At 70.1% G+C, this 20,352-nt stretch carries 22 protein-coding genes; 11 read left to right on the top strand and 11 right to left on the bottom strand.

The annotated features are described in order from the left end of the window. Nucleotides 1-248: 248 nt before the first annotated feature. Nucleotides 249-488 carry a hypothetical protein gene (locus ACFQUV_RS06270; RefSeq protein WP_129609799.1) on the top strand — a complete coding sequence of 80 codons (240 nt, stop codon included), beginning with the start codon at nt 249-251 and terminating at the stop codon, nt 486-488. Between the two features lie 18 nt (nt 489-506). Here ACFQUV_RS06270 and ACFQUV_RS06265 read toward each other — a convergent pair whose 3' ends face one another. Beyond that, nucleotides 507-962: a DUF6766 family protein gene (locus tag ACFQUV_RS06265; protein ID WP_129609801.1), complete on the bottom strand. Its 456-nt coding sequence runs from the start codon at nt 960-962 to the stop codon at nt 507-509. An 82-nt stretch (nt 963-1,044) separates the two neighbouring features. Then, nucleotides 1,045-1,956 (bottom strand): VOC family protein, encoded by a 912-nt coding sequence (locus tag ACFQUV_RS06260; RefSeq protein ID WP_129609803.1) that lies wholly within the window; start codon nt 1,954-1,956, stop codon nt 1,045-1,047. Nucleotides 1,957-2,178: 222 nt separating this feature from the next. Here ACFQUV_RS06260 and ACFQUV_RS06255 point away from each other — a divergent pair, with 222 nt between their 5' ends. Genes ACFQUV_RS06255 through ACFQUV_RS06245 form a run of 3 tightly spaced genes read left to right on the top strand, consistent with a single transcriptional unit; the run spans nt 2,179 to nt 4,813 of the window. Next, nucleotides 2,179-3,006, top strand: coding sequence for an ABC transporter ATP-binding protein (locus tag ACFQUV_RS06255; RefSeq protein WP_129609804.1), 828 nt, complete (start codon nt 2,179-2,181; stop codon nt 3,004-3,006). 29 nt (nt 3,007-3,035) lie between these two features. Continuing rightward, nucleotides 3,036-4,019 (top strand): ABC transporter substrate-binding protein, encoded by a 984-nt coding sequence (locus tag ACFQUV_RS06250; RefSeq protein WP_129609806.1) that lies wholly within the window; start codon nt 3,036-3,038, stop codon nt 4,017-4,019. After that, nucleotides 4,016-4,813, top strand: a complete 798-nt coding sequence (locus ACFQUV_RS06245) for an ABC transporter permease (RefSeq protein WP_129609808.1) — start codon at nt 4,016-4,018, stop codon at nt 4,811-4,813. The genes ACFQUV_RS06250 and ACFQUV_RS06245 overlap by 4 nt, the downstream gene beginning before the upstream one ends. Before the next feature lie 31 nt (nt 4,814-4,844). Here ACFQUV_RS06245 and ACFQUV_RS06240 read toward each other — a convergent pair whose 3' ends face one another. The 4 genes from ACFQUV_RS06240 to ACFQUV_RS06225 all read right to left on the bottom strand — a co-directional run bounded on the left by ACFQUV_RS06240 (nt 4,845) and on the right by ACFQUV_RS06225 (nt 8,759). Beyond that, nucleotides 4,845-6,365, bottom strand: coding sequence for a class I adenylate-forming enzyme family protein (locus tag ACFQUV_RS06240; RefSeq protein WP_129609810.1), 1,521 nt, complete (start codon nt 6,363-6,365; stop codon nt 4,845-4,847). Between the two features lie 7 nt (nt 6,366-6,372). Further along, on the bottom strand, nt 6,373-6,801 hold the full coding sequence (locus ACFQUV_RS06235) for a PaaI family thioesterase (protein ID WP_111384440.1): 429 nt from the start codon (nt 6,799-6,801) through the stop codon (nt 6,373-6,375). A 59-nt stretch (nt 6,802-6,860) separates the two neighbouring features. Then, a complete protein-coding gene (locus ACFQUV_RS06230; RefSeq protein WP_207211521.1) occupies nt 6,861-7,865 on the bottom strand; it encodes a zinc-binding dehydrogenase in 1,005 nt (334 codons plus the stop codon). 132 nt (nt 7,866-7,997) lie between these two features. Continuing rightward, nucleotides 7,998-8,759: an IclR family transcriptional regulator gene (locus tag ACFQUV_RS06225; RefSeq protein ID WP_129609814.1), complete on the bottom strand. Its 762-nt coding sequence runs from the start codon at nt 8,757-8,759 to the stop codon at nt 7,998-8,000. 132 nt (nt 8,760-8,891) lie between these two features. On the opposite strand from ACFQUV_RS06225, the gene ACFQUV_RS06220 reads away from it, so the two are divergent. The 7 genes from ACFQUV_RS06220 to ACFQUV_RS06190 all read left to right on the top strand — a co-directional run bounded on the left by ACFQUV_RS06220 (nt 8,892) and on the right by ACFQUV_RS06190 (nt 16,214). Further along, nucleotides 8,892-9,869, top strand: a complete 978-nt coding sequence (locus tag ACFQUV_RS06220; protein ID WP_129609816.1) for an ABC transporter substrate-binding protein — start codon at nt 8,892-8,894, stop codon at nt 9,867-9,869. Between the two features lie 5 nt (nt 9,870-9,874). Beyond that, entirely contained in the window at nt 9,875-10,969 is a 1,095-nt protein-coding gene (locus ACFQUV_RS06215; RefSeq protein ID WP_129609818.1) for a GTP-binding protein, read from the top strand. 43 nt (nt 10,970-11,012) lie between these two features. Next, nucleotides 11,013-12,398, top strand: coding sequence for a dihydroorotase family protein (locus ACFQUV_RS06210; RefSeq protein WP_129609820.1), 1,386 nt, complete (start codon nt 11,013-11,015; stop codon nt 12,396-12,398). A gap of 28 nt (nt 12,399-12,426) precedes the next feature. Further along, nucleotides 12,427-13,209 (top strand): aspartate/glutamate racemase family protein, encoded by a 783-nt coding sequence (locus ACFQUV_RS06205; protein WP_129609821.1) that lies wholly within the window; start codon nt 12,427-12,429, stop codon nt 13,207-13,209. Between the two features lie 168 nt (nt 13,210-13,377). Next, nucleotides 13,378-14,415, top strand: coding sequence for a tripartite tricarboxylate transporter substrate binding protein (locus ACFQUV_RS06200; RefSeq protein ID WP_165364009.1), 1,038 nt, complete (start codon nt 13,378-13,380; stop codon nt 14,413-14,415). A 228-nt stretch (nt 14,416-14,643) separates the two neighbouring features. Further along, entirely contained in the window at nt 14,644-15,426 is a 783-nt protein-coding gene (locus ACFQUV_RS06195) for an ABC transporter permease (RefSeq protein WP_129609823.1), read from the top strand. Beyond that, complete coding sequence (locus ACFQUV_RS06190; protein WP_129609824.1) at nt 15,423-16,214, top strand: ABC transporter ATP-binding protein; 792 nt, start codon at nt 15,423-15,425, stop codon at nt 16,212-16,214. The genes ACFQUV_RS06195 and ACFQUV_RS06190 overlap by 4 nt, the downstream gene beginning before the upstream one ends. A gap of 37 nt (nt 16,215-16,251) precedes the next feature. Here the strand turns inward: ACFQUV_RS06190 and ACFQUV_RS06185 are convergent, their stop codons facing one another. The 5 genes from ACFQUV_RS06185 to fliL form a co-directional block, all read right to left on the bottom strand. Next, nucleotides 16,252-17,001 carry a sulfite exporter TauE/SafE family protein gene (locus tag ACFQUV_RS06185; RefSeq protein WP_129609825.1) on the bottom strand — a complete coding sequence of 250 codons (750 nt, stop codon included), beginning with the start codon at nt 16,999-17,001 and terminating at the stop codon, nt 16,252-16,254. 152 nt (nt 17,002-17,153) lie between these two features. Continuing rightward, on the bottom strand, nt 17,154-18,008 hold the full coding sequence (locus ACFQUV_RS06180) for a MotE family protein (protein ID WP_129609826.1): 855 nt from the start codon (nt 18,006-18,008) through the stop codon (nt 17,154-17,156). Beyond that, nucleotides 18,005-18,487: a DUF6468 domain-containing protein gene (locus tag ACFQUV_RS06175; RefSeq protein ID WP_129609827.1), complete on the bottom strand. Its 483-nt coding sequence runs from the start codon at nt 18,485-18,487 to the stop codon at nt 18,005-18,007. The genes ACFQUV_RS06180 and ACFQUV_RS06175 overlap by 4 nt, the downstream gene beginning before the upstream one ends. Further along, entirely contained in the window at nt 18,484-19,692 is a 1,209-nt protein-coding gene (fliM, locus tag ACFQUV_RS06170; protein WP_129609828.1) for a flagellar motor switch protein FliM, read from the bottom strand. Before fliM ends, ACFQUV_RS06175 begins: the two co-directional genes overlap by 4 nt. 19 nt (nt 19,693-19,711) lie before the next feature. Beyond that, nucleotides 19,712-20,233 carry a flagellar basal body-associated protein FliL gene (gene fliL / locus ACFQUV_RS06165; protein WP_111384426.1) on the bottom strand — a complete coding sequence of 174 codons (522 nt, stop codon included), beginning with the start codon at nt 20,231-20,233 and terminating at the stop codon, nt 19,712-19,714. Nucleotides 20,234-20,352: the final 119 nt, after the last annotated feature.

Raw genomic sequence — 20,352 nt, 5'->3', positions numbered from 1 at the left:
ACTCGGGATCGGCCCAGCCTAGCCGGGCGCATTTAACGCGCGCTTAACGCTATGGCTTTGATTTCGCAGGGCGCCCGGCCTCGGCGCGGGATCGCCGCGAGGGCTGCCGCAAAGGCTGGCGCAGAGGCTCGTGTCGCCGTCGCGACGCACGCGGTCCGGGAACGCGCGGACGCACGACCGCGCGTGTGGAACAGCGCCGCGCCGGCGCGGTTGTTCGAACGACTCCCACAACCGATCGGAGGCCCGCCATGGTCGAGAACTTCGGAGTGATCCTCGCCCTCTTTCTGATCCTCGTCCCGTCCGCGGGCTTCGTCTTCATGGGGGGCACAGCCGGCACCCCGCTCCGCTCCGGTCGCTCGCCCGGCCGCGACTTCGATCACGATCGTGACGATCGCGACGAACGCTGGGCCGGTCGTGACCGGCCGAACCGCGACGATCCGCGCGATGCGCCCGTGCGCGACCCGGCCCGGCCGGCCGGACCGCGCTGAGGCCCGCAGCCGAGCGCGTCAGGACCGAGGCGCAGCGTCGCGTGCCGACGCTCCGCGCGTCTCGGCCTCGATCATCCGGACCACCCGCGGATCGGTGTGGCGGCCCTCGTAGTCGGCGTCGATCTCCTCCAGGAGCTTCTCGCCCTGCTGGCGGTCGACCGCCAGCAGGATGGCATCGATCTTCGCTTCCATCCGGTCATCGCCCTCCTTGGACTGCGGCGAGCCGACATGCAGAAGAAGCGCAAGTCCGGCGACCTGCCATAGGAGCTGGAGGAACTCCGATTGCCAGTTCTCCAGCGTGTCGCGCAGCATCATGATGGTGTAGTCGCCGACTTCGGGTGGCCGGCCATGCAGCGCCTGCTCGCCCACATAGGCGTACCAGCCGAACAGCCAGTGCCCCGACAAGGTGATCAGGAACAGCCCGCCGGTCACCCAGGCGAAACCGTATCGGGTCCAGATCGAGCGGCGCCGCATTATCTCACCTCCGCGTCGGCATCTCCCGACTGAAGGCTCAACGAGCGACGACACGGTGAGTTTCCGCCCCCTCCCCCCGGCCTCAACGCCGCCAGGGCAGCGCCGCCGCGTCCTCGACGAACACCCAGGCGCCCTGCCCCAGCTCGTCCGGAAACGGTGCGATCACGGCGCCGTCGCGCACCGTGAAGGCGATGCCGGCGCTCGCCAGCCGGCCCCGCAGCGCCCCCAGCGAGGCGACTGCGATCGCATAGGCACCGATGAAGGGCAGGCCCGGCGGCACCAGTCCCAGCCAGGCCGAGACGGTGTCGGGCGTCGCAAGCTCGACGCGGCCACGGTCGAGCACCAGCGAGGCGCGTCCCTCGGCGGCGTGGGCCGGACGGGCGAGCACGCGAGAGAAGCGCGCCGCCGCCTCGCCGACATCGCCGACCGCGATCACCGCGTCCAGCAGCGCGAGCGCGCCGTTCGGCTGGCGCAGCCAACGCGGCTGCCACACGGTGTGCTCGGTGCGGTGGGTGAGGAGCTGGATGCGCCCCTCCGGCATCACGCCGGGCGACAGCCGCGCCACCGTGAAGGCGGCGACATCCGGTCCCGCCTCGGTGTCGACCGGCCGCTGCATCGACACCAGCGGCTGCATCGGCAAGCCCTCGGCCGCCATGCGGGCGTGATGGGCGGCCGCATCGGCCACCGCGAAAGCGACCAGATGGACACCGGCATGGCGGCCGAGCGCCGTGTCGAGCTGGCGGCCGAGCGGCGTGTCGGCGGTCTTGAACAGCACCTCGACATAGCCGCGGTCCAGCATCGCGGTGACATTGCCGGTGCCGGCCGGTGTCATCGTGCCGTCGGGCGTCGGATTGACCTGCACGGAGGGCGGCGTCGGGGCGAACCCGGCCCGCGCGAGGGCCGCCGCCGCGGCCTCGCGGTCGGCGACGAAATGGCCGACGTGATCGAGAAAAATCTCCTCTGCTCCGGGCAGCCGACGCACGCATTCGTTCATGAGCTTCCTCGATCCTGTGGCCGCTGTCGCTTTCTTGCGCTTCGCGCGTCGGTTGATGCCCGCAGCCGCGAGGGCGCCTTATATACGAGGACCGGGCGGCGTCGAGGCGGAACACGCTACCGGCGGACGTCGTTCCCGCTTGCACGGGGGAGGATTTTGCTGAACTTGAGAGCCAGAGCGACGCGGCCCGAGCGCGTCCGACCCCCGAACCCCCACCGGCCGATGGACGCCACGCCCCACGCAACACCAACGACCAGCTCTCACGCACCCCCCGACCACCGCCACGCCCTGGCGTTTCGCCATGTCGGCAAGCGCTTCGGCCGCGCCGACGGCACCTCGCTCGAGGTGCTGCGCGACGTCTCCTTCGACGTGCCGGCCGGCAGCGTGGTGTCGATCCTCGGGCCGTCCGGCTCCGGCAAGTCGACGCTGCTCAACATGGCGGCGGGCCTGCTGACGCCCGACGAGGGCCGGGTGCTGGTGCTCGGCCACGAGACCAGCGGAACCGTCGACTGGTCGCGGCTCGGCTACATGTTCCAGGACGATCGCCTGCTGCCGTGGCGCTCGGCGCTCGGCAACGTGGCGCTGGCGCTCGAAGCCGGCTCGATCGGCAGCCGCGAGCGGCGCCGCCGGGCCGAGCACGAGCTCGCCCGCGTCGGCCTCGCCGACTTCGCCGGCGCCTATCCGCACCAGCTCTCCGGCGGCATGCGCAGCCGCGTGGCGCTCGCCCGCAGCCTCGTCACCGAGCCCGACATCCTGCTGATGGACGAGCCGTTCTCGCGCCTCGACGCGCAGACCCGCACGACCATGCATCACGAGCTGCTGCGCATCCATCGTGAGCGCGCGATGTCGATCGTGTTCGTCACCCACGACGTCGAGGAGGCGGTGATCCTCGCCGACCACATCGTGATGCTGTCGCCACGGCCCGGCCGCGTCCATGCCGAGACCACCGTGACGCTGCCGCATCCGCGCCTCGGCACTCCGCAGGCGCAGGCGCTCGTCGCCGACCTGCGGGCCGCCATCGCCGGCCTGTCATCCGACTGGGTGATCTGACTGTTCCCTCCTCCGCAACGGAGACCCCGATGCCCGTGCGCAAGACCACCGCCCTCCTCGCCCTGGCGGCCGCCCTGCTGATGCCGGCTGCCGCCGTCGCCCAGGAGAAGATCCGCGTCGGCTACTGGACCAGCGGCTTCAGCGTCGGTTTCGGCGCCGTGCTGGAGGTCGGCAAGTTCCTGGAGGCCCAGGGGCTCGCCCCCGAATTTGTGAAGTTCTCCGACGTCAACGGGCCCACCAAGGCGCTGATCACCCAGTCGATCGACGTCGCCTTCGGGGCGCCGGCCACCGGCGCCTTCACGCTCGGCGGCGAAGGCGCGCCACTCGAGGTGGCGCTGGTCACCCAGATCGCCGAAGCCACCTTCGTCACCAAGGACGGCTCGCCGATCCGCTCGCTCGCCGACCTCAAGGGCAAGAAGGTCGGCATGTCGCCGGCCGGCAGCGCCATGTATGCCATCACCACCGCGGTGCTGGAACGCAACCACGATCTCAAGCGCAGCGACTACACGGCGGTGCCCGGCAACGAGGGCCGGCTGTTGCAATTCCTGACGCAAGGCGACATCGACGTCGCGGCGCTGCGCGCCGTCACCCTCGCCTCGGTGGCCGACGTCAAGCTGCGCCCGCTCGGCAACGTGGTCGAGGAGTGGCAGCGGATGACCGGCGCCAAGGCGCCGCCGATCCTCGCGGTCGCGCTGGTGCATCAGAGCTTCGCCCGCCAGAGCCCGCAGGCCGTGACCAAGTTCGTCAAGGGCATCATGGCGGCGACCGCGTTCGGCCGTAGCGAGACCGAGAAGGCCGCCGATATCCTGCGGCGGACCGCCAATCTCGACGCGCGTGACGCCACCTCGTATGTGAAGCTGTGGGACCAGATCTACATCGCCTCGCTGGAGCCCGCCGACATCGCCACCCTCAAGACCATGGCGGAGGTGTTCCGCGCCGCCGGCACCATCGAGAAGCCGGTGCCCGACACGCTGTTCGCACCCGCCGCCTATCAGCAGGCCAAGGCCCCGTGAGAGCCCCGGCCGACACCGGCGGCACGCCGGCCACCAGCCGCACCGGCCTGGCGCTGCGCCGCACCGGCCTGCTGCTGCTCCTGATCGCGCTGTGGTGGGCCGCCTCGCTGGCGACGGCGCCTTACGTGCTGCCCAGCCCCGACCGGGTGGCGCAGCGCCTGGTGACGCTGGCGGCGAGCGGCGATCTCGTCGCCAACCTGCTCACCACGTTGTCGCGGGTGCTGGCCGGCTTCGCGCTCGCGGTCGCCATCGGGGTGCCGGGCGGCATCCTGCTCGGCTCCAACCGCACGCTCGGCGCCTTCTTCGAGCCGGTGCTGCCGGTGATGAACACGGTGTCCTCGGCCATCTGGGCGATCTTCGCGATCATCTGGTTCGGCCTGTCGCCCCTCACCCCGATCTTCGTGGTGCTGATGACGGCGCTGCCGCTGATCATCACCAATGTCTGGCAGGGCACCCAGGCGGTGAACGCCGACTATGTCGAGCTGGCGCAGACGCTACGCTTCTCGCGCTTGAAGACGCTGCTCAAGATCTACGTGCCGTCGATCCTGCCCTACTTCTTCTCGGGCGCCCGGCTCGCCTTCGGGTTCGGCTGGCGCGTCAGCCTGGTGGCGGAGACGCTCGGCGCCTCGAGCGGCGTCGGCTACCGGCTGCGCCAGGCGTCCGACCTGATCCAGACCGATCAGGTGTTCGCCTGGACCATCGCCCAGATCGCCATGATGGTAGTGATCGAGATCGGCCTTCTGGCGCCGCTCGAACGGCACCTGTTTCGCTGGCGCCGCGACGTGCGCAGCTGAGCGGCGGCGCCGCGTGGTTACGACAGGGCCGTCACGTCCCGTCGTCGGGCTCGCCGAGGCGGCGCGCCGCCTCGTGGCGCAGCGCTCCGCGGTCGATCTTGTTGGTCGAGGCGAGCGGCAGCTTGTCGACGAACCACACCCGGCGCGGATGCTGGTAGGCGGGCGCGTGATCGAGCGCGAACTGTTTGACGGAGGCGGCGTCCGGCCGGGTGCCGGCACGCGGCACCACGAAGGCCACCGGCTTCTGGCCCTTGATCTCGTCGTCGACCGGCACCACGGCGGCCTGCGCCACGTCGGGATGGCGCTCCAGCATGCGCTCCACGTCGCCCGGATAGATGTTCTCGCCGCCCGACACGAACATGTCGTCGACCCGGCCGACGAAATAGTGGAAGCCCTGCGGATCGCGCCGGAACACGTCGCCGGTGCGGTAGAAGCCGTCCGCCGTGATGGGCGACGGCACGTCGGGCCGGGCGTGATAGCCGAGCATCACGGCCGGCGACTTCAGCTCCAGCTCGCCCTCGTCGGCGTCGCGGTCGTCGCCGTCGACGAGCCGCACCGCGACCTGCGGATGCGGATAGCCGACCGATGTCTCCGGCTGCGGCAGCCCGCCGGGATGCGGGCCGAACACCACCGGGCCGCCCTCGGTGGTGCCGTAGGCATTGGTGATCGCGGCGTCCGGCAGCAGCCGGCGCAGACTCGCCATCAGGCTGGCGCTCACCGGCGCCGAGCCCATGCGCACCAGCTTCACGCTGGACAGATCGGTGCGCGCCAAGAGGTCGTGCTCGCGCAGCATCATCGCCATCATGGGCGGCACCGCGGTGAGCCACGTCGCGCGGTAGCGGCCGATCGCCTCGATATAGGCGGTGGCGGTGAACTGTGGCAGCAGCACGATGGTGGCGTGCGCCGCGCAAGCGAGCTTGGCCAGCGCCAGCGCGTTCATGTGATAGAGCGGCGCCGCGATCAGGAAGCGGTGGCCCGAGAGATCCTGGCCGGCGAGCCGCGTGCGCACCACCCAGAGATGACTGCGATGCGACAGCACGACACCCTTGGGCGTGCCGGTCGACCCCGACGTGTAGAGAAACATCGCCGGCTCGTCGGGCCGCGGCGCGACAGGCGTGAACGGGCCGGGATCAAGGAACGCCGCGAACCCCTCCTGGCCGGCTGCCCCGAAATCGACGGCGGGCAGATCCGCCGGCACGTCGGCGCGCCGCGCCGGATCGCAGAAGACGAGGCGGGCACCACAGTCGGCGAGGATGAACCGGATGGTCTCGCGCGGGAACTTGAAGTTCACCGGCACGGCGACGAGACCGGCCCGCATGATGCCGAGATAGGCGGCGAGATATTCGGAGCGGTTCGCCGAGAGGATCGCCACTCGGTCGCCGCGCGAAAAACCGCGGGACGTCAGCGCGCGGGCGACGCCGTTCGCGGCGGCGTCGAGCGCCGCATAGGTGACCTCGCGCGGGCTCTCCTCGCCGCCGAGATCGATCACCGCGAGCTTGTCCGGGTCGTCGGCGCGATCGATCAGGTCACCGAGATTGGCCACGTCGCGCATGCGTCCGTCAGCCCTTCGGCTTCGCCACGGCGCCGGTGAAGTAGGTGGCGCGGCCGCTCGCCAGCAGCTTGCCGTCGAGATCGAAGATCTGCGCCTCCGCGGTCGAGAACTGGCTGCCGGCCTTGACGATGCGGCCGCGCACGACGAGGTCGCCCGGCATCGCCGCCGCGTGATAGTCGACCCGCAGGTCGATGGTCGGCACCCCGCGCCCGGTGCGGCGCACCAGCGCCCAGTCGGCCGCGAGGTCGAGCAGCGTCGCCAGGATGCCGCCGTGGGTGTAGGGGCGCTCGGGGTGGACCTTCCACTCCTCCCGCCAGGTGGCGCGGATCTCGATACCCGCGTCGTCGAGCGCCGTCACCTTCAGGCCGAGCCACTGATGGAACGGCCCCTGGGTGATCATCGCGTCGACCTGCTCGGCCGTGAGGTCCTGGCTCATGAAATGTCTTTCGCGTGGAGGATCTGAATGCCGCGTGCGCGGGCCGCGCACGCGGCGGCTCACGGCGTGACGACGACCTTGCCGATCACCTCGCGGTCCTGGATCAGGCGCAGGCCCTCGCGGGCCTCGTCCAGCGGCAACACCGTGTCGATCACCGGCGCCAGCTTCTTCTGCGCGATCAGCTCCATCAGGGCCGCCAGGTTGTCGTCGTAGAAGCTGTTGGAGCCGATGATCTTCAGCTCGAAGCTCCAGATGTAGCGCAGATCCTCCTTGGGATCGTGGCCCGCGGTGGCGCCGCACACCAGGATCTTGCCGCCGCGCTTCACGCACTTAAGCGACGGCGCCCAGGTGTCGCCGCCGGTGAAGTTGATCACCACATCGACGCCGCCCTCGTAGGTGCGGCGCTGCGGCTTGCCGTAGCGCTCGATCGCCCACTTGGAGAAATCGACCTTGGTGTAGTCGATCGCCTCGTCGGCGCCCATCTCCTGCAGGCGCTTCAGCTTGGCGTCGCTGGACGCGCAGGCGATCACCTCGGCGCCGAGCATCTTGGCGAGGATGACGCAGCCGGTGCCGACGCCGCCGGAGGCGCCGAGGATCAGCACCCGCTCGCCCGCCTTGACGGTGTCGTGGGTGATCAGCATGCGGTGCGCGGTGCCGTAGGCGACCGGCAGCGCCGCCGCCTGCTCGAAGGTGACGCCGGCCGGCATGGCGACGAGCTGATCGGCCGCGACGCGGCAGTACTCGGCCATGCCGCCGTCCAGCATCTCACCCATCAGGCCGAGCTTACGATTGACCGGGTTGACCAGCACGCGGTCGCCGACCGACCAGCCGGTGACGCCCGGCCCGATCTCGGCTATCTCGCCCGCCATGTCGAGGCCGATCACCACCGGCAGCGGTACCTTGATGCCGGGCATGCCGCGCACCGTGAACACGTCGTGATAATTGAACGACGAGGCCCGCACCCTTATCACGACATGCCCAGCCGTGACGGCCGGGCGGGGATGGTCGGTGACATAGTCGAGATCATCGAGGCTGCCGTGCCGGCGCAGCACCAGGGCCCGCATCGTCCCACTCAAGCGTTCGTCTCCTGCGTGTTTCTTGGTCCTCCTGATTAGCCTACACCGCCCGATATGCAAACCCACGCGGGCGGCGGTTTCGACGGCCGAACGCGGCACCGCGGCGACACGACGTGCGGCTCATCGCGGCAGCCCCTGGTCGTCCGACAGCCGCTCGCCGATCGCCTCGGCGGCGGCCTGTAGCTTCGGCACGAACGCCTCGACCTGGGCGCGGCTCATCACCGGCGTGGTGACGACCAGGCTGATGCCGGCCACCACCTGGTCGCCGCGGAAGATCGGCGCTGCGAGGCCGATGCGGCCCGGCGCCACCTCGGAGTCGGTCAGCGCGTAACCGAGGCGCTTGATCTCGCGCAGATGCTCCTTGAACTCGGCCCAGCTCTTCGGTCCCGAGGCGCGGATCGCCGCCTCGTTCTCCAGATAGGCCGACTTGAGCAGGCGGTCCGGCAGGCTCGCCAGGATCGCCTTGGAGCTGGCACCGACGAACATCGGCATCGCGACGCCGCGCTCGTAGGTGGTCTCGCCGTAGGGCGGCGGGCCGCGCACCTCGTGCACGCACATGACGCAGTCGCGGAACCGACGGCACAGCACGAGGGTGCCGCGCCCCGCGATGGCGTCGCGCAGCTCCCGCATCACCGGATCGGCCACCAGGATCAGCGGGTCGCTCTGCCGCAGCAGCCGGTCGTAGCGGATGAAGGCCGGGCCGAGCGCGTAGCCGGCGCCGGCGACGGGCTCCAGCATGCCGGCCGACACCAGCGCCCGCACGCTCCGGTAGGCCGTCGAGGTCGACAGGTCGAGCGCACGACCGATTTCCTCGACCGTCCACACGCTCGGTCCGCCCTCGAAGAGCTGCAGAACGGCGAGGATTCGCGCCGGTCCATTCATATCTGACCGCCCACAATCAAGAAGGGATTTTTCATTTCTTGCCAAACAGGATGATTGCCGTATGCTGACAATATGCACTCCTTTCAATAGTTGAACAACGACCCAAGGTGCCGCCCGAAGGAGACCCGCCTCATGAGGTTCGCCGTCCGCCTGATGTGCCTCGCTGTCGCCACGGCGGTCGCCGCCGTGCCGGCCGCCGCGCCCGCCCGTGCTCAGCAGCCGACCGAGGTCCGCGTCGCCGTGCTGGCGCCCAGCGCGCTCCTCTGGCTGCACGCGATCGCCCGCGACCTCGGCTTCTACGCGGAACGCCACATCGCCGTGAAGGAGCTGATCGCCGGCTCCAGCCCGGCGCTGCTGCAAGCCGTGTCGTCGGGCAGCGTCGAGGCCGGCGTGTCGCTCGGCGACGTGGTGATTCGCGCCATCGACCAGGGCGCCCCGGTGGTGATCAGCGGCGCGGTGCTGGGCAAGACCGTGCTGCGCCTCGTGGCCGGCCCCGGCATCGACACGCCCAAGCAGCTCGCCGGCTCCACCGTGACGGCGGGCGCGGTCGAAGGCGGCACCGCCAACCTGCTGCGCTACCAGCTCCAGCGCATCGGGGTCGACCCGCGCGGCGTCAAGATGGTGGCGCTCACCAACTCGCGCGACCGCGTCGTCGCCCTCGGCAACGGCCAGGTGCAGGCCGCCCTGCTGCTGGCGCCGTTCGACACGCTGGCGATCCGCCAGAAGATGAAGGTGCTCGACGTCTATCGCGAGCCCTATGTCCAGACACCGCTGATATTCAATAAGACGTGGGCCGAGCAGAACCGCGATGCCGCCACCGGGCTGACCAAGGCGCTCCAGAAGGCGGCGGTGTGGATCTACGACCCCGCCAACAAGGACAAGGCCATCGACATCCTGGCGGCCTACACCAAGACCGACCGCGACATCTGCGCCGACGCCTACGCCTTCATCGTCGCCGAGCAGCAGGCGATCGCCAAGAACCTCGAGGTGCCGGCCGCCGGGCTCGAGAACATCATCAAGATCGACCAGGCGGTCGGGGCCAACCCGGCCTCCTCCAAGCCGTTCGACCTGTCCCGCTACTACGACCCGCGCTACCTCGCGGCGAAGTGAGAGCCATGCCCGGAGCAAAGGACGAGCGGCTGCCGGTGATGCTGCTGACCGGCTTTCTCGGCAGCGGCAAGACCACGCTGCTCAACGCCTGGCTGCGCACCGACGACCTCGCCGGTGCGGCCGTGATCGTCAACGAGTTCGGCGAGATCGGCATCGACCACGAGCTGATCGCGGCGAGCAGCGACAACACCATCGAGCTGTCCACCGGCTGCCTGTGCTGCACGGTGCGCGGCGACCTCGTCGACACGCTGCGCGAGCTGACCGAGAAGCGCAGCGCCGGCGCGGTGCGCGCCTTCGACCGGGTGGTGATCGAGACCACCGGCCTCGCCGATCCGGCGCCGGTGATCCAGGCGTTGATGACCTTTCCGGTGGCGGCGCGCTACCGGCTCAACCAGGTGGTGACCACGGTCGACGCCGTCAACGGCCTCGCCACCCTGGACCACCAGCCCGAGGCCGTGAAGCAGGCCGCGGTCGCCGACGAGATCATCGTCACCAAGACCGACCTGCCCGCCGCCAGCGGCACCTCGGAGACCCTGGCGGCGCGGCTGCGCGCCCTCAATCCGGGGGCCCGGCTGCACGTCTCCGGCACCGACCGCATGCCGATGCCGCGCGAGCTCGCCACCGCCGACATCTACGATCCCGCCACCAAGAGTGACGACGTGCTGGCCTGGCTCAACGCCGAGGCCTATGCGGGCGGCGACCACCACGACGGCCACCACCATCACGACGGCGACGCGGCGCCGGGCCGCCACCACCATCACGACGTCAACCGCCACGATGCCGAGATCGGCTCGTTCTGCCTCACCTACGACGAGCCGCTCGCCTGGGAGCACGTCGCCGGCTGGCTCGACGCCCTGGTGATGGCGCACGGCAGTGATCTGCTGCGGGTCAAGGGCCTCGTCGACATCGCGGGCGAGCCCCGGCCCGTGGTGTTGCAGGCCGTGCAGCACCTGTTCCATCCGCCGACCGTGCTGCCGGAGTGGCCGGACGGCGACCGCCGCTCGCGCATCGTCTTCATCACCCGCGGCCTGTCGCGCGCCTTCGTGGCGGAGGTGCTGGACACCATCCGCCGCCGCCCGGCGCCCGTGCAGGCCGGCTGACCGCCCTTCCCCCGACATCACCGATCCGAACCGGGAGTCTTCCATGGACTGCGTCATCAAGAACGGCCTGCTCATCACCGCCAAGGGCAAGAGCCGCACCTCCATCGGCATCAAGGACGGAGCCATCGCGGGCCTCTACGAGCCGGGCCAGGAGCCGCCCGCCACCGAGGTGATCGACGCCGGCGGGCTCGCCGTCATCCCCGGCGTGGTCGACATGCACTCGCACCATCGCGAGGGCAGCGAGCCCGGCTTCGAGTACAAGGACACCATCTACACCTCGACCCAGCAGTGCGCCGCCGGTGGCGTCACCACCTCGGTCGCCATGCCGAACGTCAACCCGCCGCCGAACTCGCTCGACCTGCTCAAGAAGCAGTTCGCCATCTACGAGCGCGACGCCATCGTCGACTGGAACTTCAATCCGGCGCCGACCATCGCGGACGAGATTCCGCGGATGGCCGAGCAGGGCATCGCGGCGTTCAAGATCTTCATGGTGGTCGACACCGGCCGCTCCTACCCGCACATGCCCGGCATCGGCGTGCACGACCACGGCAAGATCCTCGAGATCATGAAGCACTGCGCCGAGGTCGACATCCCGCTGATGGTCCATCCGCACGACCAGGCGCTGATGGACGTCATCGAGAAGGACTTCTGGGAGCGCCAGCAGCGCGACGCCCTCGCCTACGCCAAGGCCTATGCGGCGCATGACGGCGTGATCTGGGAGACTGCCATCGCCACCCTGCTGCGTCTCCAGAAGGCGGCCGGCTGCCATCTGCATATCCTGCACACCCAGACCGCCGGCAGCGTCGACCTGATCCGCCGGGCCAAGGCGGCCGGCCAGAAGGTCACCTGCGAGATCAATCCGTGGGCGCTGTTCCTCGGCTGCGACTGGGGCGCCATCCAGCGGCTCGGCTCCTACGCCCTCTCCTACTGGGTGCCGGAGAAGAACGTGCCGAGCCTGTGGGAAGGGCTCACCGACGGCACCATCGACATCGTCGCCACCGACCACGCCCCGCACACCCGCGAGGAGAAGGAGATCGGCTGGACCGACGGCTGGAAGGCCCACACCGGCACGCCGTCGACCCAGTTCTACGTCAGCATGTTCCTCACCGCCGCGCTGGAGGGCAAGTTCCCGATCGAGCGCGCCGTCGAGGCGATGTCGACGCGGCCGGCGCGGCTGTTCGGCCTCACCCGCAAGGGCGACGTGATGCCGGGCTACGACGCCGATCTGGTGCTGGTCGATCTCGACACCGAGTACGAGGTCAAGGACGCCGACGTGCTCAGCCTCACCGGCTGGTCGCCCTATGCAGGCCGCCGCTTCAAGGCGAAGCCGGTGCGCACGCTGGTGCGCGGCCGCACCGTGTTCGTCGACGGCAAGGTGGTCGGCGAGAAGGGCTGGGGCAAGCAGGCCCGCGCCACCTATCCGTTGTGACAGGGGCCGCACCCGACCGGAGACCACGATGAAGGCGCTGGACTTGAACCGACCCTACGGATGGCGCGCGAAGATCGGCCTGATCACGCCTTCGTCCAACAACATCAACGAGCCGGAGTTCTACCGGCTCGCCCCCCGGGGGGTGACCATCCACACTTCCCGGGTGCTGCTGACCGGCGAGATGGACGAGGACTCCTTCTTCCGGATGGCGCGCGACCTCGGCCGGGCGGCCGGCGAGCTGGCCACCGCCGAGGTCGACATCGTCGCCTTCGGCTGCACGGCCGGCTCGGTGGTGTGCCCGCTCGACGCGCTGACCCGCTCGATGGCGGAGCAGACCGGCACGCCCGCCATCGTCACCGCCGGCGCGGTGGTCAGCGCGCTACGCGCGCTCGGCGCCAAGCGAGTGGCGATGGGCACGCCCTATGTCGACTTCGTCAACCGGCGCGAGGTCGAGTTCCTGGGCGAGTACGGCATCGCGGTGACCCGCTATCTCGGCCTCGAGATGGGTCACAACCAGGCCGACCGGCGCAACATCGGCCATGTCTCGCCGCAGGCGATCTACCGCATGGCGTGCGAGATCGACAGTCCCGACGCCGACGCGATCTTCATCAGCTGCGCCAATCTCGCCACCCTCGACGTGATCGAGGACATCGAGCAGGCGCTCGGCAAGCCGGTGGTATCGAGCAACACCGCCTGCTTCTGGACCTGCCTCCGGGTGCTCGGCGTCAACAGCCCCATCGCGGGCTACGGACGCCTGCTCCGCGACCTGACCGCGCCGCTCGCCGAGCCGGCGTGGCGCCTCGCCGATTGACGACCGCCGGAACACATCCGGCGACGTGACAACGGTTCGCCGTCGCAGGCGCGACCACCCAACGACGAGACGAGCGGGTGCCGATCCGGCCGGATCGCCCGCTCCGGAGCCCGATCGGAGATCGACATGCCGTCAGACAGCACGACGTCGGCCACCACGAGGACGCCCATGGATCACGACATTGCCGCCGCCGAGTCCGAGGCGCCGGCCCGCCCGGCCGGCGCTTCGCCGTCGCGACGCACCGTGATGACGATGCTGGCCGGGGGCGCCGCCGCGGCCGCGGGCCTGCGCCCGTCGGCACCGGCGCTCGCCCAGGGCTATCCCGACCGCCCCGTCAAGATCCTGGTGCCGTTCGCGGCCGGCGGCCCGACCGACATCATCGCCCGCCTGGTCGCCACCAAGCTGTCCGACAATCTCGGCAAGCAGTTCTATGTCGAGAACATGGGCGGCGCCGGCGGCAATATCGGCATGGCGGCGGCGGCCCGCTCGGCGCCCGACGGGACGACGGTGCTGCTCGCCTCGCCGTCGCTGGTCATCAACCCGACGCTGTTCCAGAAGGTGGCGTTCGACCCGATCAAGGACTTCGTCCCGATCACCGTGGTCAGCGACTCGCCGAACGTTTACTTCGTGCACCCTTCGGTTCCGGCCAAGAGCCTGAAGGAGCTGATCGACCTGATCAAGGCCAGCCCCAAGACCTACACCTACGCGACCGGCGGCACCGGCACGGTCGGCCACCTCGCGGTCGAGTTCCTCAAGCTCTCCTATGGTCTGGAGGCCACCCATGTGCCGTTCCGCGGCTCCGGGCCGTCGCTCCAGTCGATCATCGGCGGCCACAATCAGATCGGCTGCATGACGCTCGGCACGGTGGTCGGCCTGCTCGACAAGGTCCGCGCGCTCGCGGTGACCAGCAAGGCGCGCTTCCCCTCCGCCCCCGACATCCCGACCATCGCCGAAGTCGGCTTCCCCGGCCAGGAGTCCGCCACCTGGCAGGGATTCTTAGTGCCGACCGGAACGCCGCAGCCGATCGTCGACGTCCTCTACGCCGAGATCACCAAGGCCATGGAGGCGCCCGGCGTGCGCGAGCGGCTGGTCGAGCTCGGCTTCACGCCGATCCTCAACAAGCCGGACGAGTTCGCGGCCCAGATCCGGGCCGAGCACGACAAATGGGCCAAGGTGATCCGCGAGGCCAAGATCGAGGGCCAGTAGCTCGCCGCGCGCACACCCGGCCGGGCGGCGGCCGGGCCACGCGATCCCTCCGGATCGTTGTGGCCGGCGCGGCCCGGCCTCATCTCTCGACCACGATCCGACACCCACCCGACATCGGGGAGACGTCCATGATCAGCCTCTGTGTCGCCGGCCATCCGCGGGCGATCGTCGCGTCGCACCGCCGGCATAGCCCGGCCCCCGCCCACGCGCGATAACCGGGAGCCGACCGTGCGGCGCTTGTACGACTTTCTCGAACAGGACACCCGGACCGCCAGCTTGGCGCGGATCGCGATCTCGGTCGTCGCGGTGCTGCTGATCTGGCAGGTGGTGTCGATGGTGGTCACCAACCGGCTCCTGCTGGTGCCGCCCGCCGACGTCGCGGCCGCTCTCGTCCACGAGGTGGTCGACGGCGCCATGTGGACCAACGCGACCGCCACCGTCACGGCGGTGGTCACCTCGTTCGTCGTCTCGGTGGCGATCGGCGTCGCCATCGGCCTCGCCCTGGCGTCCAGCCGCATGCTGTCGCTCACCGGCGGGCCGGTGCTCAGCGCCCTCAACTCGGTGCCAATCATCGCCCTGGCGCCGCTGTTCATCGCCTGGCTCGGGCTTGGCTTCACCTCCAAGTTCGTGCTGGTCATCCTGGTCGCGGTGTTCCCGGTGGTGGTGACCACCGAGGCGGGGTTGCGCGCCACTGACCCGCAGCTCGTCGAGGCGGCGCGCTCGTTCAACGCGCGGCCGATGCAGATTTTCACCACCGTGACGTTCCCCTACGCGCTGCCGTTCATCGTCAGCGGCGTGCGAGTCGCCTGGGCCCGCGCGCTGGTCGGCATCGTGGTGGCGGAGTTCTTCGGCTCCTTCGCCGGCTTCGGCTTCGCCATCCTGTCGGCGAGCCAGACTTTCGACACCGCCCGGGTGCTCGGCTACGTGATCATGCTGGGCGCCATGGGCCTGATCGGCAGCGTGCTGTTCGCCTCGCTGGAGCGGCGGCTCGCACCATGGAGGCAGGAATGAACAGCGCCGTCCGTCTGCGCGTCGAAGGTATCGGCAAGACCTTCCGGCGGCGCAACAAGCCGGCCGTCGAAGCCCTGCGCGACATCGACATGACGATCGCCGAAGGTGAGTTCGTGTCGATCGTCGGCGCCAGCGGCAGCGGCAAGTCGACGCTGCTGCGCATCATCGACGGGCTGATCCCGGCGAGCGAAGGTCGCATCCTGGTCGACGGCCGCACCGTCGACCAGCCGGGTCCCGACCGCGCCGTGGTGTTCCAGCAGGACTCGCTGCTGCCGTGGAAGACCGTGATCGACAATGTCGGCTACGGCCTGTCGCTGGCCGGCATGCCGACCCGCGACGCCCACCGCATCGCCCAGCGGTTCATCGACATCGCCGGGCTCGGCGGCTTCGAGCACCACTATCCGCACCAGCTCTCGGGCGGCATGCGCCAGCGCGTCAACGTCGCCCGGGCGCTCGCGGTCAATCCGAAGATCCTGCTGCTCGACGAGCCGTTCGCGGCGCTCGACGCGCAGACCCGCGAGATCATGCAGACCGAGCTGCTGTCGATCTGGCAGGAGACCCGCAAGACCGTGCTGCTGATCACCCACCAGATCGACGAGGCGGTGTTCCTCTCCGACCGGGTCATCGTGTTCAGCGCCCGGCCCGGCACCATCCGCGAGGAGATCGCCGTGCCGCTGCCGCGGCCGCGCACCCTGGAGCTCAAGCGGAGCCAGGCGTTCGTCGGCCTGGTGGATCGCATCTGGAAGCTGATCGAGGCGGAGGTGCGGGCCGGCCTGAAGCAGGGCTGACCGGGCCGGCGCGCCGAGCACCGTGGGGCGTGGCCGCTCAGAGCCCGCGCACCACCGCGTAGCCGCCGAGCACCAGGAGCCCGGCGAAGAAGACGGTGCGGAACACCGTCTCGCTCACCCGCGCCCGCAGCATCTGGCCGAGCCACATCCCGGCGCCGGCGGGCAGCAAGGCCAGCACCGAAAGGCCGAGCAGCGGCGCGTCCAGCGTCTGCGCCTGCGTGAGCCCGATGCCGAGCGCCACGGTCGACACCGTGAACGACAGGCCGAGCGCCTGCACCAGCCCGTCCTTGCCGAGCCCGAGCGCCTGGAGATACGGCACGGCGGGCAGCACGAACACGCCGGTCGCCGCCGTGACCAGCCCGGTCGCAAGTCCGACCGCGGGACCGATCCAGATCGCTTTCACCTGCTCGGCCGCGACGCGCAGCCCGAGCAGACCGACGAGACCGTAGAGCGCGAGCGCCACCCCCAGCGCTGCCCCGGCACCCGGCCAGGCGAGTCCGATCGACCACGACCCCGCCAGCGTTCCGACCACCATGCCGGCCAGCATCGGCCACAGCCGCCGCAGCAGCCGGCCGAGCTCGGGGCCGTCGAGCATCTGCCACGCATTGGTGACGAAGGACGGCACCAGCAGCACCGTGGCGGCGGTGGCCGGCGGCAGCACGAGGCCGAGCAGCCCCATGGCGACGGTCGGCAGCCCCAGCCCGATGGTGCCCTTGACGAGCCCAGCGAACAGAAAGGTGGCGGTTCCGATGGCGAGGAGAGACAGGATGTCGGGGGTCGTGTGCATCGGCCCAGCTTGGCCGCCGAACGGCGTCCCGACAAGCCGATGATTCAGCAGTCTGCGGCCGTCGGCACAGCCGAGGCCAGATCGACGCGACATCCGGGGACCACGCGCCCCGGGGCGACGTCGGCGACTCGGGCTGCTACGCCGCGCCGGCGCTACTGCGACTTCGGCCGCCCCTCGATCTTCGGCAGCTCGTTCGGCGACGGCGTGCGCGGCGTCGCGCTCGCCCGGGCGGCAAGCTCGACGGTCAGCTTCTCGGCCTGCTCGGCCCCCATCATGGCGAGGATGTCGGACATCCGCCGCGGATTGATCTGCGAGGCGACGTCGAGCAGCACCTTCATCTCGAGCCGGTCGAAGATCTTGGCGGCGTCCTTGGCGCGCATGTTCTCATACATGGTGACGAGGCTCTTGAAGCGCTGCGACTCTGCCTCGTCCTTCTGCTGCGACGCGACCTTGATGCGCTCCTCGATGTCCTTCAGCTCGCCCATGCGCAGCTCGAGCTGCTTCTCGGCGGTGCGCAGCATGTTCTCGCGCACCTCCAGCTCGCGCGCCCGCGCCTCCAGCTCCTGGCGGCGCTCCTGGAGGCGTTCGAGCAAGGCGCGCTCGCCGGGCGGAATCGGCGCCTGGTTCAGCGGCACCAGCATGCCGCCGGGGCTCGGCTCCGGATTGGCGGGCTGCGGCTTCTTCTCCTCCTTCTTCTCGCCCTCCTTGGGCTTCGAGGGCGCCGAGCCGGTGACGAGCGGCGCACCGCCGCCGACCGATCCGGTGACGTCGGGATAGTTGAACATCTCCTTGGCCCACGAGCCGCGCGGCGTCTGAGCGGGGGCGTCGGGCCGCACGCCGGCGCGCTCGACCGTGACGGCGGGAGCGCGCGCCGGCGTCGCCGGGCTCTCGAACCCGCCGATCGGGGCGCCGTCGTCGATCACCAAACCGAGCACCTTGAGGGCGAGCAGGCACACCGCCGCGAACAGCACGACGGGGATCAGCCTCAGCTCGCGGAACAGAGTCATGCCGCGAGTCCCTTGGCGCGGGCGCGAGCGCGCTCGGCGAACGCCTGGGCGGCGGCCAGAACCGCCTTGCTGTCGGGGGCCGGCGCGAGCGCCGCCGGCGACGTGGCGGGCGGCACCGGCGCGGGAGCCTCGGCGGCCGGCTCGGGCGCCGGGCGCGACGCCGCGACGATGCGCGCGAGCCGATCCAGCACCACGGTTCCGGCCTCGATCTGGCGTTGAATATCGGCCGCGAACCGCTCGGCGGTGCGCAGGCGATCGCCGATGTTCTGGTCGCACTCGCGCACCGTCACCTTGAGGCCGGCGATCGCCCGCTCGGCGATCTCGGTCGCGGTGATCAGCTCGGCGATGGTGGCCTTGAGGGCGTGCTCGTCGGCCTTCAGCCGCCGCAGCTTGGAGTTCAGCGCCACGCAATACGCGATGGTCAGCAGCAACAGGACCGCGACCAGCCCCTCGACGGCGAATCCGATCCACTGTGTCACGACGACGCCTCCATGCGCTTGGACGATTCGCCTGCCGATTCGAACATGGCGAAGGTGGTCTTCGGCCGCCGCAGCGGCTTGGCGACCCGCACCGCGACGCGGTCGCCGACCCGCCCCATGCGGGCCTCGGTGAGGGTGATGTTGCCGCAGCGCACCGCCACCAGCGCCTCCGGCTTGAGGTCGAGCTCCAGCGTGTCGCCGACATCCAGCTCCATCAGCCGGCGCAGCGGCAGGTAGGCTTCGTACAGCACCGCGTCGACGGCGATCTCGGCGTGGCCGATCTCGGTGGCGAGATGCCCCTCCCAGATCGGATCGCGACCGAGCTTGTCGCCCATGAACATCTGCAACAGCACGTCGCGGATAGGCTCGATGGTGGCGTAGGGCAGCAGCAGCTCGACGGTGCCGCCGCGGTCCTCCATGTCGATGCGCAGCCGCACCAGGATGGCCGCATTGGCGGGCCGCGAGATCGCCGCGAAGCGCGGATTGGTCTCGAAGCGGTCGATGTTGAACTTCACCGGCGACAGCGGCTTGAAGGCCAGCTCGGCGTCCGCCAGGATCACCTCGACCATGCGCTTGACGAGATCCGTCTCGATGGTCGTGTAGGGGCGCCCCTCGACCCGCACCGACGACTGGCCGCGGCGCCCGCCGAGCAGCACGTCGATCATCGAATAGATGAGGCTCGACGACACCGTGGCGAGGCCGAAGTTCTCCCATTCCTCGGCCCGGAACACCGCGAGGATCGCCGGCAGCGGAATCGAGTTGAGATAGTCGCCGAAGCGCACCGAGGTGATCTGGTCGAGCGACACCTCGACGTTGTCGGAGGTGAAGTTGCGCAGCGAGGCCGTCATCAACCGGACCAGCCGGTCGAAGACGATCTCCAGCATCGGCAGACGCTCGTAGGAGACCATCGCCGAATCGATGATCGCCCGGATGCCGGAGTTGTCGCTGAGCGACAGGTCGGCGGCGCTGAAGCCGAGCAGCGCGTCGATTTCCTCCTGGCCGAGCGTGCGCTCGGCGCTCGCCTTGCCGGCGGCGCCCTCGTTGGTCTCGTCGATGATGGCGGCCCACTGGGCCGCCATCTGCTCGTCGACCTCGCCCTCCTTGCGTTGCGAGCCGTCGCCGGCGGGCGCGGCGGATTCGGCTTCGAGGGCCAGGCCCCATTGGGCCGCTAGGGCGTCCTGGTCGACGGTCTGATCAGGCGGCATGGCACGGGAACCCGGTGCGTCACTGGACGACGATTTCCTTGAACAGCACCGCGTTCACGCGGTTCGGCGCGATCGAGGCGTTGACGCGCCGGGTCAGCTCCTCCTTGAGCCGATAGAGGCCGGCGGAGCCGTCGAGATCGGTCGGGCGCAGCTCGCGCAGGTAGGTCTGGAACATGTCGAGGAGCCGCGGCATCATCGGGGTGAGCTGCTCCTTGAGCTTGGCGTCGGGCAGCTCGAGCACCACCTTCACCTTGAGATACTGAGTCCGCTCGCTGTTGACGGCCGAGAGGTTCACCAGCACGTCCGGCACGTCGAAGAACACCGCCGGCTTGGGCGCCGCCGGCGCATGCGCGGCCGCCTGCTCGCTATGGCCGCCGCCCTTGAGCATCTTGAACGCCGCGAAGCCGCCGCCGCCGAGCAGCAGCACGGCGCCACCGGCGATCGCGATCAGCTTGATCGGAAGCTTGCCCTTCGGCTTCTCGCCGCCTTCCGGCGTCGCCGTGTCGGCGTCCTGCTCGGAAGTCTTGCCCTTGTCCGCCATCGCCGCGCCCCCGATCGCCGCTTCGCATGCCGCCTGACCGGACGTTCGCCACGGTCGGTCACGGGTCCCGCGAGTCCGGCCTCGTCACCACAGTAGGGGCCAAATGGTTAACGGAAACT

The sequence above is a fragment of the Rhodoplanes sp. P11 genome (assembly GCF_964266735.1).
Taxonomy (GTDB): Bacteria; Pseudomonadota; Alphaproteobacteria; order Rhizobiales; family Xanthobacteraceae; genus Rhodoplanes; species Rhodoplanes serenus.
The sequence above is the reverse complement of the archived record's forward strand: the minus strand, read 5'-3'. Positions and strand labels throughout refer to the sequence as shown.

Excerpts from the sequence above, each read along its gene's own strand:
- ACFQUV_RS06230 (WP_207211521.1), bottom strand. The coding sequence starts at position 7,865 with ATGCGGGCCCTGGTGCTGCGCCGGCACGGCAGCCTCGATGATCTCGAC.
- ACFQUV_RS06200 (WP_165364009.1), top strand. The coding sequence starts at position 13,378 with ATGGATCACGACATTGCCGCCGCCGAGTCCGAGGCGCCGGCCCGCCCG.
- ACFQUV_RS06260 (WP_129609803.1), bottom strand. The coding sequence starts at position 1,956 with ATGAACGAATGCGTGCGTCGGCTGCCCGGAGCAGAGGAGATTTTTCTC.
- ACFQUV_RS06240 (WP_129609810.1), bottom strand. The coding sequence starts at position 6,365 with ATGCGCGACGTGGCCAATCTCGGTGACCTGATCGATCGCGCCGACGAC.
- ACFQUV_RS06190 (WP_129609824.1), top strand. The coding sequence starts at position 15,423 with ATGAACAGCGCCGTCCGTCTGCGCGTCGAAGGTATCGGCAAGACCTTC.
- ACFQUV_RS06215 (WP_129609818.1), top strand. The coding sequence starts at position 9,875 with ATGCCCGGAGCAAAGGACGAGCGGCTGCCGGTGATGCTGCTGACCGGC.
- ACFQUV_RS06255 (WP_129609804.1), top strand. The coding sequence starts at position 2,179 with ATGGACGCCACGCCCCACGCAACACCAACGACCAGCTCTCACGCACCC.
- ACFQUV_RS06235 (WP_111384440.1), bottom strand. The coding sequence starts at position 6,801 with ATGAGCCAGGACCTCACGGCCGAGCAGGTCGACGCGATGATCACCCAG.
- fliL (WP_111384426.1), bottom strand. The coding sequence starts at position 20,233 with ATGGCGGACAAGGGCAAGACTTCCGAGCAGGACGCCGACACGGCGACG.
- ACFQUV_RS06265 (WP_129609801.1), bottom strand. The coding sequence starts at position 962 with ATGCGGCGCCGCTCGATCTGGACCCGATACGGTTTCGCCTGGGTGACC.
- ACFQUV_RS06210 (WP_129609820.1), top strand. The coding sequence starts at position 11,013 with ATGGACTGCGTCATCAAGAACGGCCTGCTCATCACCGCCAAGGGCAAG.
- ACFQUV_RS06180 (WP_129609826.1), bottom strand. The coding sequence starts at position 18,008 with ATGACTCTGTTCCGCGAGCTGAGGCTGATCCCCGTCGTGCTGTTCGCG.
- ACFQUV_RS06220 (WP_129609816.1), top strand. The coding sequence starts at position 8,892 with ATGAGGTTCGCCGTCCGCCTGATGTGCCTCGCTGTCGCCACGGCGGTC.
- ACFQUV_RS06205 (WP_129609821.1), top strand. The coding sequence starts at position 12,427 with ATGAAGGCGCTGGACTTGAACCGACCCTACGGATGGCGCGCGAAGATC.
- ACFQUV_RS06225 (WP_129609814.1), bottom strand. The coding sequence starts at position 8,759 with ATGAATGGACCGGCGCGAATCCTCGCCGTTCTGCAGCTCTTCGAGGGC.
- fliM (WP_129609828.1), bottom strand. The coding sequence starts at position 19,692 with ATGCCGCCTGATCAGACCGTCGACCAGGACGCCCTAGCGGCCCAATGG.
- ACFQUV_RS06250 (WP_129609806.1), top strand. The coding sequence starts at position 3,036 with ATGCCCGTGCGCAAGACCACCGCCCTCCTCGCCCTGGCGGCCGCCCTG.
- ACFQUV_RS06270 (WP_129609799.1), top strand. The coding sequence starts at position 249 with ATGGTCGAGAACTTCGGAGTGATCCTCGCCCTCTTTCTGATCCTCGTC.
- ACFQUV_RS06185 (WP_129609825.1), bottom strand. The coding sequence starts at position 17,001 with ATGCACACGACCCCCGACATCCTGTCTCTCCTCGCCATCGGAACCGCC.